This window comes from Nocardiopsis sp. NRRL B-16309, assembly GCF_001279585.1.
Classification (GTDB): domain Bacteria; phylum Actinomycetota; class Actinomycetes; order Streptosporangiales; family Streptosporangiaceae; genus Nocardiopsis.
Map to the genome: position 1 here is coordinate 24264 of NZ_LGEC01000069.1, position 14312 is coordinate 38575.

General features: G+C 73.9%; 15 protein-coding genes. 8 read left to right on the forward strand and 7 right to left on the reverse strand.

Translation table 11 applies throughout. From position 1 onward, the window contains the following. The first annotated feature begins 48 nt into the window (after window positions 1-48). Window positions 49-951, forward strand: a complete 903-nt coding sequence (locus ADL05_RS12865; RefSeq protein WP_053617170.1) for a GNAT family N-acetyltransferase — start codon at window positions 49-51, stop codon at window positions 949-951. Here the strand turns inward: ADL05_RS12865 and ADL05_RS12870 are convergent. Continuing rightward, a complete protein-coding gene (locus ADL05_RS12870; RefSeq protein WP_053617171.1) occupies window positions 944-1741 on the reverse strand; it encodes a siderophore-interacting protein in 798 nt (265 codons plus the stop codon). The two genes, ADL05_RS12865 and ADL05_RS12870, sit on opposite strands and share 8 nt — an antisense overlap. 180 nt (window positions 1742-1921) lie before the next feature. Beyond that, window positions 1922-2314, reverse strand: a complete 393-nt coding sequence (locus ADL05_RS12875; protein ID WP_053617172.1) for a hypothetical protein — start codon at window positions 2312-2314, stop codon at window positions 1922-1924. 128 nt (window positions 2315-2442) lie between these two features. Here ADL05_RS12875 and ADL05_RS32285 point away from each other — a divergent pair, with 128 nt between their 5' ends. The 4 genes from ADL05_RS32285 (at window position 2443) to ADL05_RS12895 (ending at window position 4827) form a co-directional block, all read left to right on the forward strand. Beyond that, complete coding sequence (locus ADL05_RS32285; protein WP_053617173.1) at window positions 2443-3195, forward strand: class I SAM-dependent methyltransferase; 753 nt, start codon at window positions 2443-2445, stop codon at window positions 3193-3195. Then, on the forward strand, window positions 3195-3581 hold the full coding sequence (locus ADL05_RS12885) for a Fur family transcriptional regulator (RefSeq protein WP_053617174.1): 387 nt from the start codon (window positions 3195-3197) through the stop codon (window positions 3579-3581). The genes ADL05_RS32285 and ADL05_RS12885 overlap by 1 nt, the downstream gene beginning before the upstream one ends. 66 nt (window positions 3582-3647) lie before the next feature. Beyond that, on the forward strand, window positions 3648-4034 hold the full coding sequence (locus ADL05_RS12890; RefSeq protein WP_053617175.1) for a hypothetical protein: 387 nt from the start codon (window positions 3648-3650) through the stop codon (window positions 4032-4034). Window positions 4035-4131: 97 nt separating this feature from the next. Next, complete coding sequence (locus ADL05_RS12895) at window positions 4132-4827, forward strand: DUF305 domain-containing protein (RefSeq protein ID WP_053617176.1); 696 nt, start codon at window positions 4132-4134, stop codon at window positions 4825-4827. A 180-nt stretch (window positions 4828-5007) separates the two neighbouring features. Here the strand turns inward: ADL05_RS12895 and ADL05_RS12900 are convergent, their stop codons facing one another. Further along, the gene (locus tag ADL05_RS12900; RefSeq protein ID WP_053617177.1) at window positions 5008-6741 is read right to left on the reverse strand and encodes a SpoIIE family protein phosphatase; all 1734 of its coding nucleotides are present in this window, start codon (window positions 6739-6741) and stop codon (window positions 5008-5010) included. 132 nt (window positions 6742-6873) lie between these two features. After that, window positions 6874-7524: a class I SAM-dependent methyltransferase gene (locus ADL05_RS12905; RefSeq protein ID WP_231640724.1), complete on the reverse strand. Its 651-nt coding sequence runs from the start codon at window positions 7522-7524 to the stop codon at window positions 6874-6876. Window positions 7525-7767: 243 nt separating this feature from the next. Here ADL05_RS12905 and ADL05_RS12910 point away from each other — a divergent pair, with 243 nt between their 5' ends. After that, window positions 7768-9219: an FAD-binding protein gene (locus ADL05_RS12910; protein ID WP_231640725.1), complete on the forward strand. Its 1452-nt coding sequence runs from the start codon at window positions 7768-7770 to the stop codon at window positions 9217-9219. Window positions 9220-9418: 199 nt separating this feature from the next. On the opposite strand, the gene ADL05_RS12915 is transcribed toward ADL05_RS12910, so the two are convergent. Beyond that, the gene (locus ADL05_RS12915) at window positions 9419-10336 is read right to left on the reverse strand and encodes a ketopantoate reductase family protein (protein WP_197285786.1); all 918 of its coding nucleotides are present in this window, start codon (window positions 10334-10336) and stop codon (window positions 9419-9421) included. A 168-nt stretch (window positions 10337-10504) separates the two neighbouring features. On the opposite strand from ADL05_RS12915, the gene ADL05_RS12920 reads away from it, so the two are divergent. Then, complete coding sequence (locus tag ADL05_RS12920) at window positions 10505-11470, forward strand: ATP-dependent DNA ligase (protein ID WP_231640726.1); 966 nt, start codon at window positions 10505-10507, stop codon at window positions 11468-11470. Here the strand turns inward: ADL05_RS12920 and ADL05_RS12925 are convergent. Together ADL05_RS12925 and ADL05_RS12930 are read right to left on the reverse strand one after the other, a co-directional pair. Then, entirely contained in the window at window positions 11462-12484 is a 1023-nt protein-coding gene (locus tag ADL05_RS12925) for a Ku protein (RefSeq protein ID WP_053617226.1), read from the reverse strand. The two genes, ADL05_RS12920 and ADL05_RS12925, sit on opposite strands and share 9 nt — an antisense overlap. 428 nt (window positions 12485-12912) lie before the next feature. Beyond that, on the reverse strand, window positions 12913-13188 hold the full coding sequence (locus tag ADL05_RS12930) for a hypothetical protein (protein ID WP_053617181.1): 276 nt from the start codon (window positions 13186-13188) through the stop codon (window positions 12913-12915). A gap of 131 nt (window positions 13189-13319) precedes the next feature. On the opposite strand from ADL05_RS12930, the gene ADL05_RS12935 reads away from it, so the two are divergent. Beyond that, complete coding sequence (locus tag ADL05_RS12935; RefSeq protein ID WP_053617182.1) at window positions 13320-14198, forward strand: alpha/beta fold hydrolase; 879 nt, start codon at window positions 13320-13322, stop codon at window positions 14196-14198. Window positions 14199-14312 lie beyond the last annotated feature (114 nt).

The window sequence follows — 14312 nt, forward strand, 5'->3', positions numbered from 1 at the left end:
GCCTCCGAACGCCGTGTCCGCCCCCCGCCCTCCCGAGGAGAGGTCCCGATGCTCAGACTGCGCCCCTGGCGGCGCCAGGACACGATCGGCGCGCAGCGCCTGGCCCGGGAGCTGTGGCCGTCGGGGCCGCACCCGGGCGGACTGGGCTGGGAGGCCGCCACCGACCAGCTGCCCCGGCGCACGGTCGTTGCCCTGCGCGGGCGCCGGGTCGTGGGCTGGGCCGGGGTCGCGCGCGGCGGGATCCGCGTCCGGGGCGCTTCGGCCGACGCCGCCGCCGGCCGCCGACTCCTGGAGTGGGCCCTGCGGGCGGCAGGGGAGCGGGACCTGCGGATCCCCGTGGCGTCCGGCGACCACGCCCTGGCCGCGCTCGTGGCCCGGGCCGGGTTCGTGCCCGAGGCCGGCGACCCCGTGACGGGCATGGTCCGCGACGCACGCGGCGACGGCCCGGTGTGGCCGGAGGGGTACCGGGTGCGGCCCGTGCGCCGGGGCGAGGACGCGGCCCGGATCGCCGTGCACCGGGCGGCCTGGCGGCCCGCCGACATGCCGTGGGCTCCGCACGTCCGCGACCGCGTCGACCCGGCGGCCACCAGCGGCTTCGCCGCCGCGCACCTGGAACGCGTGCGTGGGGCGCTGCTCTTCGACCCGGACCTGGACCTGGTCGTCGAGGCCCCCGACGGGTCACTGGCGGCCTGCGCCACCGTGTGGTGGGACCCGCGCGCCGGGTACGCCGAACTCGAACCCGTGGGAGTGGTCCCCGCGCACCGGCGCCGCGGCCTGGCCGCCGCGCTGGCCCGGCAGGCGTGTGTGGAGGTGGCGCGCCGCGGCGGCCGGGGTGTCTTCGTCGACTCCCGGCCCATGGACGAGTACCCGGCCCCCTGCGCCGCCTACCTGAAGGCCGGGTTCACACTGGTCGAGCGCGGTCGGCACCACGTGCGCCGAGCGACTACCTGAGCGAGGCGGCCCCGTGGCGCCAGTAGCCGACGAAGGTGATGTGCGCCTTGGGCATGCCGCGCTCGCGGACCAGGCTGCGCCGCAGGCCGGTCGGCAGGGTCTTCTCCCCGGCGACGAAGCAGTAGGGCGTGCCCTGGGGCGGTTCGGCCGAGCGGACGGTCTCCAGAGCGAGCCGCCCCGGCAGGGCCTCCTCGTCCTGGCGGGCGAGCCAGTGCACGCGCACGCCCTCGGGCGCCGTGACGTCGCGGACGTCGTCGGCGGAGGGCACCTCCAGGTACACGTGGGCGCGCAGGTCCTCGGGGGCCCGCTCGATGATCGACAGCAGGGCCGGGACCGCGCTCTCGTCGCCCACCAGCAGCTGGGAGTCGGTGCCCTCGGGCGGCAGGTAGTAGCAGCCCTCGGGGAACAGTCCGACCTCGTCACCCGGCTCGGCCCTGGGCGCCCAGGCCGAGGCCGGGCCGCCGTCGCCGTGGGCGACGAACTCGATGTCCAGTTCCCGGCGGTCGGGGTCGAAGCGCCGAGCGGTGTAGTTGCGCACGACCGGGCGCTCGGCGGCGGGCATCAGGTAGTACTGGGCGATCCACCCGTTGTGCGAGGCCGTGGGCATGCGCAGGGCGCTCTGCCCGGGGCGGGGGAGGAAGACCCGGACGCACTGGTCGAAACCGAGGAAGGGGAAGCCGGCGAGTTCGTCGCCCCCGAGCGTGACCGTGACGAAGTGAGGACTGGTGCGCTCGGTGCGCACGACGCGGGCGCGCACCATGGCGCGGTGTTCGGGCTGCTGGACGCGCAAGGCGTGACCTCGTTCCTCGACGGGGGCATCGACGGGGGCGTCGATGGGGGAGTGGATGAGGTAAGCCTAGCCTAAGTTGAGTGTGCGGTGCGTGCCGTGCGCTCGCTCGGGTGGAGCGCCGCCCGGTCGGCGTGGCCGGCGGCAGGTCCGCTCGCAGGCGGGGTGCCGGGCCGGGGCGGGTCAGCGGGCGGCGTCGGGCGCGTCGTCCAGGTCCTCGGTGTCGGCCCGGCGCAGCACGCGGGTGAGGTCGCCGAAGTCGATCAGCCCCGCCAGGACCCGTGTCATGTCGCCCACGCCCGGGTCGCGGACGATGAGGGAGTCGACGCACCAGAAGTAGCGCCCCTCCAGGTGTTCCCCGGTCGCGGCGTCCTCGGCCATCAGCCGCTCGACCTCGGCGAGCGTGAACAGGGTTCCGCTCCAGCGCGTCCCGTCCGCGAGCTCGACCACGACGTCGACGTTGTCGACGAGCGTCAGGTCCTCGTCGGGGTCGGGCAGGAACAGGGCCGTGAAGCCGTCCCCCTCCACCCTGTACCACGGGCCGTCCCAGTGCCCGGTCAGTTCACTGTGGCTCATGCCCACAGTCTGCCCGCACGCCCCGAGGGGCCTCATCCGGCGCGCCGACGGGGGTTGGGGACACGGCACCGGCACGATACGATCATGATAATCATTCTCACTCGTGACCCCTCAGGAAGGGACTCCCCATGCCCGCACACCATGACGACTACGCGCAGTCGGCCGAGTTCATCGACGTCATGATCGCCGGCTGGTGGGAGGCCTTCGGCGGGCACGTGGCCGAGGCGGTGGCGTCGATGAAGGGCGCCGAGGGGCCCGTCGTCGACGTCGGCGCGGGCGGCGGCGCCGGCACCCGGGTCCTCCTGGACACCCTGCCCGAGGCCGAGGTCATCGCCGTCGAGCCCTCGGCCGGCCTGCGCGCGGTCCTGCTCTCCCGCGCGGCCGACCCCGTCTGGGGCGGCGGCCGGGTGACCGTCCACAACGATGACCTGCTCTCCGCGCGCCTGCCCGAGCGCCTCGGCGGACTCCTGGCCATGAACGTCCTCGGCCACTTCACCCCGCACCAGCGCGCCCGGATCTGGACGATGCTCGCCGAGCGCCTCGCCCCGGGCTCGGCCGCGCTCGTCAACCTGCTCCCGCCCCACGAACCGGTCACCATCGAGCGCGTGGTCATGAGCGAGCTCACCGTGGGCCGCCGCGACTACCGGGGGTGGAGCGCCGCCGTGCCCACCGGGCCGGAGAGCGTGCGCTGGAGCATGACCTACGAGGTGCTCGAGGCCGGTGAGCGGGTCTGGTCCACCGACGTGCACTACGACTGGTGGGTCATGACCGGGGAGGCCCTGCGCGCCGAGGCCGCCCGCCACGGGCTCGATGCCACCCCGACCGGCCCCGACGAGGCCGGCCTCTTCCTTCTGCGGCACGGCGCGGGCGCCCGGGCCTGATGGGGCGCTACGACCACGCGGTCCTGCGTGTGCTGGGGCGCGACCCCAGGTTCCGCGGCGCGCAGGAGGTCCACGCCGTCATCGCCACGCCCCGTACCCAGGAACGGCCGCCGAGCCTGTCCACCATCTACCGCACCCTGCGCCGCCTGGCCGCCGAGGGCGTCCTGGACACCGTCCACTCCGCCGACGGCGAGCGCCTGTACCGCCTGTGCGGCAGCACCTCGCAGCACCACCACCTGCTGTGCCGGATCTGCGGCGAGGTGGAGGAGGTCCCCGAGATGGCCGAACTCCCACCGCTGGTGGAGCGGATCGGCGGCACCAGCGGGTTCGGTTCGCTCGACTACTCCTTCGAGCTGTCCGGCGTGTGCCCGGAGTGCGCGCCCTGAGACGGACCGCGGCCGCGAACGCAGGGGCGGCCACGGTCCGTGTCCGAGTCGTACTAGGCTGTCGCCGTGACTTCGACAGCACCGCGCCCCCAGCGCACGCGCCCGGCCCCGGCCTGGGCGCGTCTGCTGCTGTGCGCGGCGCTGCTGCTGGGCGTGGGCGCCATGCACACGCTGGGCCATGTCCAGGAGGGCGGCCACGGCGGCGGCCACGCGGTGACCGAACTCCCGCCGGCCGACCACGCCGTTCCCGACCTGCCCGACACCGACCCCGCGTCGGTGTGCCTGGCGATCGCGGCCCTGGCCGTGGCACTGCTCGGTGTCGCTCCGGCGGCGTTCTCCCCCTGGCCCGGTACCCCGCCGCGCGCGACGCGCGCGCTGCGCGGGCCGCCGCGGAGCCGGGCCTTCCTCCCGCCCGCGCCCTCGCTGGCCCGGCTGCAGGTGTTGCGCGTCTAGAGGCCCCGGGGCGCCGGAGACGGCGCCCGTGCCCGACGCCCGACACCCCCGCCGCGCCCGCCCGCGGCGCAGTGACCACACACGAAAGACGTACGCCATGACCTTCCTTCAGCGCGCCCTGGTGCCCGCGGCCGCCGCGGCGGCCACCGCCTTCGCCCTCACAGCCTGCGGCACCGCCGCGGACGCGACCGAACCCGCCGCCTCCGCGTCCGAGGGGACCGCGGACGGGTTCAACGACGCCGACGTCGCGTTCGCCCAGGAGATGATCCCCCACCACGAACAGGCCGTGGAGATGGCCGACCTGGCCGAGTCGCGGGCCGGGGACGGGGTCCGCGACCTCGCCGAGGAGATCGCCGAGGCCCAGGGACCCGAGATCGAGCGGATGACCGGCCTCCTGGAGTCCTGGGGCGAGTCCCCGGCGCCGGACATGGAGGGCGCCGGCCACAGCGACATGCCCGGCATGATGTCGGACGAGGAGATGGCCGAGTTGGAGGCGGCCGAGGGCGAGGAGTTCGACACCCTCTTCCTGGAGATGATGATCCTCCACCACGAGGGCGCCGTCACCATGGCCGAGACCGAGATCGCGGAGGGCGTCGATCCCCAGGCCCAGGACCTGGCCGAGGACATCTTCCAGGTCCAGCACGCCGAGATCGAGCGGATGAGCACGATGCTGGGCGAGAGCGGCGGCGCGGACGACGAGGACGACGCCGACCAGGACACCGACGACGGCGACTCCGAGGACACCGACGAGGACGCCGACGACGGCGACTCCGAGGACCACGACGGCCACTGACGCCACGGGGGGGTGCCGGGCCCACCGTCCGGCACCCCGCCTCCCGGACCGACGACGAGCCCGGCGCCTACCGACGCGCCGGTCCGCGACGAGGGCGGACCGGCTCCAGCCGACCTCAGTCCCGGGCGACCTCAGTCCCGGTCGGGTAGGGCCGCGGATCACGGACGGCGGGCGCGGCCCTCACCCGCCGTCCAGGTCGAGCTCGAACCACACCACCTTGCCCGGCGTCTTGCCCGAGGCGCCCCATCTCTTGGCCAGCCGGCTGACGAGTTGCAGACCGCGGCCGCCCTCGTCGGTGTCGGCGGCCCGGCGCAGCACCGGGCGGTGCTGGTCCTCGTCGGAGACCTCGAACAGCAGCGCGTCGGTCCGCAGCAACCGCACCCCGATCGGGCCGCTGGCGTAGCGGACCGCGTTGGTGACCAGCTCGGTGGCCAGCAGCTCGGCGACGTCGGTGAGCTCCTCCAGCTCCCATGACGCGAGCGTGGCGCGGATGAGCCTGCGCACGCGCGAGGGCGTGGTGGGCCGCGGTTCCATCAGCCAGTGGGCGACATGGCGTGAGGGCACGCCGCGCAGCCGGGCCAGCAGCAGCGCCACGTCGTCCTCCTGGTCGTCCGTGTGCAGGTCCGCCAGGATCGTGTCGCCCAGCTCCTCCAGCGGCAGCGGGCGCTCGGCGGCCGCGCACAGCGCCGCCATGCCCTTCTCGATGTCGCGCCCGCGCGCCTCCACCAGACCGTCGGTGCACAGCAGCAGCACGTCGCCGTCGTGCACGCGCACGTCGGCCGACTCGAAGGCGACCCCGCCCAGACCGATCGGCGCCCCCGTGGGCAGCCGGACCGGCTCGGCGCCGCGCCCCTGCCGTACCAGCACGGGCGGGATGTGCCCGGCGTTGGCCATCGTGCACAGCCGGGCCACCGGGTCGTACACGCAGTACAGGCACGTGGCCAGGTAGTCCTCGCCCAGGCGCAGGGCAAGGTCGTCCAGGTGGCGCAGGACCTGTTCGGGCGGCAGGTCCAGGGCGGCCAGGGTCTGCACGGCCGTGCGGAACTGGCCCATGGCCGCAGCCGAGTGCAGCCCGTGGCCCATGACGTCGCCGACGACGAACACCACCCGGCTGCCCGAGAGCGGGATGGCGTCGAACCAGTCCCCGCCGACCTGGGCGATGTGGCTGCTGCTGCGGTAGCGGTGGGCGATGTCGGCGCAGGAGAGCCGCGGCGGCAGGGCGGGCAGCATGGCGCGCTGCAGGGCGTCGGTGGCGTCGGCCTCGGACCGGTACATGTGGGCGTTGTCCAGCGCCAGCCCCGTCTGGATCGCCAGCTGCTCGGCCATCAGGGTGTCGACCTCGTCGAAGAGCGCACGGTCGGGGTCGCGCAGCAGGACGACCGCGCCCAGCACCCGGCCGCGCACGGTCAGCGGCAGGGCGAGCAGGGACCGGCCGAGGATGAGGGGCGTGAGGTCGCCGGTGGTGTGGGTGCGGTCGAGCATGGCGGCGATCTCGTCGTCGATGCGCGGCACGACGACCGGGGCCGCCTCCGCCATCGCCCGGTGGACCGGGTTGGACGGCGGCATGACGTGGACCTGGTCCTCCGGCACGACCGTGCGCCACAGATCGGACTGGTACCCGCTGTGCACGACCGCGACCCGGCGCAGCGGCGCGGTCAGCGACCCCACGGCGTCGGGCAGCTCCACGTCCAGGTGCGGCCCGGGCAGCAGGGCGTCGAGCAGGTGCACGGTCGCGGCGTCGGCCAGGTGCGGAACCACGGCTCCGACCAGCTCACGGACGATCTTGCGCATGTCCATGCTGGCCCCGATGCGGGTGGCGGCCTCGTTGAGGAACCGCACGCGCTCCAACACGGCGGTGCGTTCCCGGACGGACTCGCGTGCCGCGTCGAAGAGGTCCGAGGTCTTGGGATCCATCGCTCCGGCTTTCTGCGCTCGACGGGAATTCCGGCGGCTTGACAATCCTTTTCCACCCGCTGTGGGCGATTTTTGGCTGGGTTTCGGGCACACCGATGCCCAGAGTGGTCATCAGGTCCGTGGGACCGGGTGTCAGGCGGTCCTGCGACAGGTGAAGAACAGTTGGATCTCGGGGTCGGCCTGGGCGCTGGAGGGGGCGTAGGACGCCGTCTCCTCCTCCTCGATGACGAATCCCGCCTCGGTGAGGAGTGCGCGCAGATCCTCACGGAAGTAACCGGTCACCCGCACGTGGTGGCCGAGGAAGGGAATGGGGAGGTCGTCGACGTCGGCCTCCACCATGGAGAGCGTGAACCAGCCGCCGGGCACGATCACCGAGCGCAGGACCGCCAGCGCGCGCGGGACGATCGCGCGCGGCAGGTGCAGCAGCGCGAAGTAGGCCACCACGGCGTCGTAGGTGCCCTCCGCGGGGTCGAGGTCGACGATGTCCCGGTGGAGGAACGCGGCCTCGGGCACGTTGCGGCGGGCGATGTCGAGCATGACGGGGGAGATGTCCACGCCCGTCACCGACAGCCCGGCGTCGGTCAGCCGCCGCGCGGTGGGCAGCCCCGTGCCGCAGCCCACGTCGAGCACCCGGGCGCCGGCCGGCAAGCGGTCGATGAGTCCCAGAGTGCTCTTGACCTGTACGTCCTTGTGGGGAAAGGCTTCGTCGTAATGCTCGCCGATGTGATCGTAGGCGGTGGCCTGCCCGCGTTCTCGCGCGTCCCAGCCATCGTCGGACGACATGACATCCGGCGCCATGGTGATCGCCTTTCCCCTCACGCGGTGCGGTGGAACGCACCGCTGACCGAACCGATTCCCGGCACAGAAGCCGAACTTACAGGCCTGATCGCGTTAAGTCACCACTTGTTCCCGAACTCCATCTTCGCACATCGGCGATGATCCGCCCGTCGGCCCACAGGTGACGTTTAGGATTTCTCCGCTGACCGCAAACCCCGACGGCACGGACAGGACGCAATGGAATACAACGTGAGCCGCAGGACCCTTCTGGCGGGTTTGGGAGCGGGAGTGGCCGCCACCGGATTCGACCCCCTCACCCGCGCCTGGGCCGACGACGGCTCCCTGGCGGAGGAGGACCGCGCGCCCGGCCTCGACGGGGAGCTGGTGTTCGACGAGGAGTCCCTGGCCGCCGCCGCGGACGACTTCGGGCACGCCGTCTCGCGCTACCCCCGCGCCGTGCTGCGGCCCGGCTCGGTGCGCGACGTCGAGCGGATGGTCCGGTACTGCCGGGCCCGCCGCATCCCGGTCGCCGCGCGCGGCCAGGCGCACTCCACCCGCGGCCAGGCCCAGGTCGAGGAGGGCCTGGTCATCGAGACGGCCACGCTCGACCACCTGGTGGTGAGCGACGACCGGGCCGAGGTCGGCGCCGGGGTGCGGTGGAGCCAGGTGCTCTCCGCCGCCCTGCCCTACGGGCTCACCCCGCCCGTGCTCACCGACTACCTGGAGCTGTCGGTGGGCGGAACCCTGGCGGTGGGCGGGGTCGGCGGCACGACCCAGCACCACGGGCTGCAGGTGGACACCGTCGTGGAACTGGACGTGGTCACGGGGGAGGGGCGGCGGCGGCGCTGCTCGCCGGAGACCCGCGCCGACCTGTTCCACATGGTCCTGGGCGGCCTGGGGCAGTGCGCGGTCATCGTCGGCGCCACCGTGCGCCTGGCCCCCGCCCCGGAGACCGTGCGCCAGTACCACCTGTACTACGACACCGTCGAGGCGCTCACCGCCGACCAGCGGCTGGTGCTGGCCGACGGCCGGTTCGACTACCTGGAGGGCCAGGCCCAGTCGCTGCCGGAGGGCGGATCCGGCTGGCGCTTCATGCTGGAGGGGGTCGCCTTCCATGAGGGATCGGCGCCGCCGGACGACGACGCCCTGCTCGCGGGACTGTCCGACGACCGCGCCGACGCCGAGATCGTGGACCTGCCCTACCTCGACTTCGCCGACCGGCTCGCCCCGGCGGTGGAGTTCCTGAAGTCGATCGGCGCCTGGTACGACCCGCACCCCTGGTGGAACGTGTTCGTGCCCGGTGACGAGTTCGACGCGCTGGCCGCGTCGGCCCTGGCGGACCTGACGCAGGAGGACATCGGCCCCACGGGCGTCGTCCTGATGTACCCGCTGCGCCGGGAGCTGCTGGGCACGACGCTGCCGCGGGTGCCCGACGAGCCGGTGGTCTTCCTCTTCGCGCTGCTCAAGACGGCCACCCCCGCTCCCGGGGTGCCCGACAACGCGGCCATGGTCGACGCCAACCGCGTCCTGTACGAGCGGGTCCGCGACGTCGGCGGGTTCCAGTACCCGGTCGGCAGCATCCCGATGGACCGGGCCGACTGGCGGGCGCACTTCGGGCCGGTGTGGGACGACTTCGCCGCGGCCAGGGCCGAGTACGACCCCGCGGGCATCCTCGCCCCCGGCCAGGGGATCTTCGACTAGGGAGTTGAAGGCTTTCGGGTGAGCGCGCCCGGATCGCCGCAAAAAGCAGGACCCAGCGGGCCGTCCGGTGCCGCCGCCGGACGGCGCCGCGGCACGGCGGGCGCGGCGGACCCCCGCCGCGCCCGCCCTCGGAGGCGCGCGGTCCGGCACCGGGTCCACTCGGTCCGGTGCCCGGGCCCGGTGCCGCGTGCCGCGGGCGCTAGCGCCCGGCGGAGTAGACGCACAAGTGGGTGTAGGCGAGGGAGAACAGCGGTGTGGGCACGCCCAGCTCACGACCGCGCGCCACCAGGTCGCCGATGATGTGGTCGGCCTCGACGGCGTTGCCCCGGGTCAGGTCCCAGTACATCGAGGTGGTCGTCGTGGCCGCGGTGTCGGAGGCGATGGTCCGCGTGCGCTCCAGCATCGCCTCACCGGGTGCGAACCCCGAGGCGGTGGCCACGGCCACGGCCTCGGCGACCACGCCCGCGGTGAACTCCGGCCCGCCGGGGACGGAGTTGATCCGGCCGACCGGGGCGCGCATCAGGCAGTTGCAGGCGCCCAGGCTGGCCAGGAAGACCCACTTGTCCCACATGCGCCGGCGGATGTGCTCGCTCGCGCGCGCGGTGTAGCCGCCGCAGTCCAGCGCGGCGTGCACCTCGTCCGGCCCGACGACGGGCCGCTCGGACAGGGGCCCGTAGGCCAGCTCGGCCAGCGGGCCGACCTGGACGATGCCGCCGTCCTCGTCCAGGCGGGTCTGCACGAGGCTCACCCCGCCGTAGACCCGGTCGGCGCCGAACCGCTCGACGAGGGCGTCCAGGTGGCGCATGCCGTTGAGGAAGGGCACCACCACCGTGCGCGGCCCCACCGCGGGGGCCAGGTCCTGGATCGCCTCGTCCAGGCCGTAGGACTTCACGGCCAGGACGACCAGGTCGTAGTCGGGGGTGAGCCGGTCGGCGGTGACGGTGGACACCGGCACGGTCTCGGTCCCACCGTCCTGCGTCGTCAGCCGCAGCCCCGTGTCGGCCAGCAGTCGGGCGCGCGGGGGACGGACGAGGAAGTCCACGTCGCGTCCCGCCCGCACCAGGCGGGCGCCGAAGTACCCGCCGACCGCGCCCGCACCCACGACAAGGATCCGCATGACCGTCCCACTCTCGTTCCGCACCACTCGATCACCGCAAAACGTATGACCATGGGACATCGGCAGGCAAGGCCGGGGCGCCTGTCCCGACCGCGTCGCCGACCGGGAACGGCCGCCTCACCCGGGGCGCGCGTGGTTGTGCCCGGGCGGCGCGGGCATGACCCAGGTGTGGATCCGCAGCCGATGCTCGCCCGGGCCACGGCCGAGCTGCCGACGGGTCCGGGTCTGGTGTACGAGCCCAAGTGGGACGGTTTCCGGACCCGGGCCGGCACCGCGCCGACCCGGATCGTCTCGCGGTCGGACGAGGTGACCGACCGGCGCTGGCCCGAGCTGGTGGCCGCGCTGGAGACCCTGCCCGGCGGCCTGCTGATGGACGGCGAGATCGTGTGCTGGCTGGACGGCGGACTCAGCTTCGACGCCCTGCTGCGGCGCAACTCGGTCGGCGCGCGCCGGGCCCGGGAACTGGCCCTCGCCGAGCCCGCCCACTTCGTCGCCTTCGACCTGCTGCGCGTGGACGGCCGGGACATCCGGGGCCGGCCGCTGTCCTACCGGCGGGGGCGCCTGGAACGGCTCTTCGCCGAGGGGCTCGACCCGCACCTGGACCTGACCTGGCAGACCGACGACCCCGCGACCGCGCGGGAGTGGTACGAGGGGCTGAGCGGGGTGGGGATCGAGGGGATCGTCGCCAAGTCCGCCGACGGGGTCTACGAGTCCGGCCGCCGGGGCTGGCGCAAGTACAAGCACACGGTGACCACGGAGGCCGTCGTCGTGGGGGTCGTGGGCTCGGTGGAGCGCCCCGAGGCGCTCGTCCTCGGCCGCCGCGACCCTGGGACCGGGGAACTGCGGGTGGTCGGCCGCACGCGCGACCTCACCCCCCGGCAGCGGGCCGAGACGGCTCCGCTGCTGACACCCTCGGGCGAGCGGCTGGCGTCCGCCCCGTCCCGGTGGCGCGGCGGCGAGGCCGCGCCGCACGTGGGCGTGCTCCCCGAGACCGTGGTCGAGATCGTGCCCGACACCGGGACCGCGTCGGGCAAGTGGCGGCACGTGGTGCGGTTCGTGCGGCCCCGGCCGGACCTGGGGCCCGCGGAGGTCCCCGAGGGGCTCGACGTCGAGCGCCGGGCCCCCTCAGGCTGAGATCCGCTCCCGCACGGCCGACTCCAGGTCCTCCCGGGACATCTTCGACCGCCCCGGCACGTCCAGTTCCTGGGCCCGGCGCAGCAGCTCCTTCTTGGTCATGCCCTCCAGGTCGGGCGCGGGCGGCTCGGCCTTCTTCTTCGACCGGCGCGACTTCCCGGCCCCGCCGCCCTTGCCCGCGGAGCTTCCGGCCGACTCCTCCGACCGGCGCGGTTCGGGCGCCCGCGCGCGTCCGCCCTTGCGTTCCTTGAGCGTCTTGCGCAGGGCGTCGGTGAGTTCGACGACCGTGCCCTCCTGGGCGGGGCGCTCCTCGGCGTAGCGCACCTTGCGACCGGCGCTCTTGGCCTCGATCAGCTCCTGGAGCCGCTTCTGGTAGACGTCCTCGTGCTGGTCGGGGTCCCAGTCCTCGGCCATCGCCTCCACCAGCTGCTCGGCCAGGCCGAGGTCGCGCTCGGAGATCGTGGCGTCGGCGACCGGCGGCATCACGTCCGAGGGGGTGCGGATCTCGTCCGGCCAGAACAGGGTGTTGGCGGTCAGCACCCCCTGTTGGGGGCCGATCAGCACCAGGTGTTCGCGGTCGCGCATCACCATCGTCGCCAGAGCGGCCCGGCCGGTGCGCTCCAGGACCGCGCACAGCAGCCGGTAGGGCTTGGCCGCGGACTGGTCCTGCGGGGACAGGAAGTAGGCGTTGGAGTACCACACCGGTTCGACGGAGTCCGCCGGGACGAATCCGGTGATCTCCATCGTCTTGGACTTGCCGGGTGTGAGTTCGGCGAGGTCCTCGGGCTCCAGGATCACGTACTCGTCGCTGTCGACCTTGGCGCCCTTGACGATGTCGCCAGAGCCGACGTCCTTGCCGGTCTCCTCGTCCACCTTCCGGTAGCGGACCCGGTGGTCCGTGCCCCGGACGAACTGGTGCATCGTCGGACCGTGCCGCTCCCGCGCGCTGTACAGACTGACCCCCAGCGACAGCAGCCCCACCGTGAGGGTGCCGCGCCACACCGTACTGACCATGCCGACCACCTCTCCTCCATGATGTCCGCTACCAGGCAAAACGTGTGGATCATCAGGTAAAGGACGGCGTCGGGGGGACGACACCGGAACAGGACGGCCCCGGTCCTGCCCGCCGACCGCCCGCCGACGCCGGACCGGGCGCGCACGTCGAGCACCAGACCGGTGAAAACGTTGCTCTGACCTGCGTTTCTGGCCAGTTGTGGCCGTGGTGTGGACGCTCCCCGCGGCGCGTGCTCGGATGGATGTGCGAGCAACCACGGGCGGACCCGCCGGTCGAACGGCGGCCGTCCCGGTGGAAGGGAGGCGACCTGGCATCGAACCGCACAGTTCCACCGGGAGCGATCCCGGAGAACGAACAGTGACACGGCGCCGCGTCCCGATCCGGGGCGCGGCGCTCGTGCGCTCCGCGCCGTGCCGGAGCCCCCCGCTCAGAGCCGGGCGCGGCGGTGGCGGCCGAGCAGGCCGGGGGCGAGCAGCGCCCCCAGGCCCGCCCGCCGCAGGCGGTCGAGCAGGTCGGGTTCGGACGTGTGCAGGCCGCGCGCCGCCGACCCCGCGGACCACTCGTACTCCTCCAGCGTCCGCAGCAGGCGGCCCCGCCGAACCTGGGCGGGGGAGAGCCGGAGGGTCTGGAGCAGCGCGGTGCGGCCGCCGGGGCACTGGAGTGCTTTCCAACGGATCCGGGGGATCGTTGGGAATCCGTACATGGGCAAGGGGGACGCGCCGTGGCCACACTGGCGAGGAGGTGACCGGCGGGTGTCCGGTCCCCGTGCCGGCCGAACCGGAGGCGCCCTCCTCCCGGCCCTCCCTGGCCATCCCACGACGTACGGAGTCCCCCATGTTCACCTTCACCAGCGGCGACGGCCTGACGGTCCACGTGCACGCCTGGGTGCCGGACGGGCCCCTGCGCGGTGTCGTCCAGATCTCGCACGGCATGGGCGAGCACGCCCTGCGCTACGCCCCGCTCGCGGCGGACCTCAACGCGCGCGGGTACGCCGTGTACGCCAACGACCACCGGGGCCACGGCGCGACCATGCACGCGGGCCCGGGTGTCCTGGGCGAGGACGGCTGGAACCTGCTGGTGGCCGACGTCGCCGCGCTCTCGCGCCTGCTGCGCGAGCGCCACGCCGGGCTGCCCCTGATCCTGCTCGGCCACAGCCTGGGCTCGTTCGCCGCCCAGCAGTACCTGCTCGACCACCCCGCCCTGGCCGACGGCGTCGCACTGAGCGGCACCACCGCCGTCGACCTGCTCCTGGTGGACCTGGCCCGGCAGGGCACCGATCCGCTCACCGCCCTGAACGCCCCCTTCCAGCCGGCGCGGACCCCGGCGGACTGGCTCAGCCGTGACGAGGCCCAGGTGGACGCCTACGTGGCCGACCCGCTGTGCGGCTTCGCCCTGGACGCCGAGGGCATGGACGGGCTCACCGCGGCCGCGATGGGGCGGCTGGCCAATCCCTTCGGCGTCCCCCAGGACGTCCCTGTCTACGTGCTCGTCGGCGACCGCGATCCCCTCAACCAGGGGCTGGCGTTCAGCGACCAGCTCGTCGGGCGCTACCGAGAGGCCGGTGTCGCCGACCTGGTCTACCGGGTCTACGACGGCGCGCGCCACGAGCTGTTCAACGAGACCGACCGCGATCGCGACCTCGTCGTGGCCGACCTGCTGGACTGGATCCACCGGGTCGCCGCGCGGCACCCCTACCCCTACGGCGCCCGGTAGGCCGGTGCGCCCCGTGCCGGTCCGCCCGCAGACGCAGGCCGTCCCCGTAGAGTGACCCGGAATACCTGGAGGCGGTGACGGTGGCGGCGCACGGACGGCGGCGAGTGGTGGGGC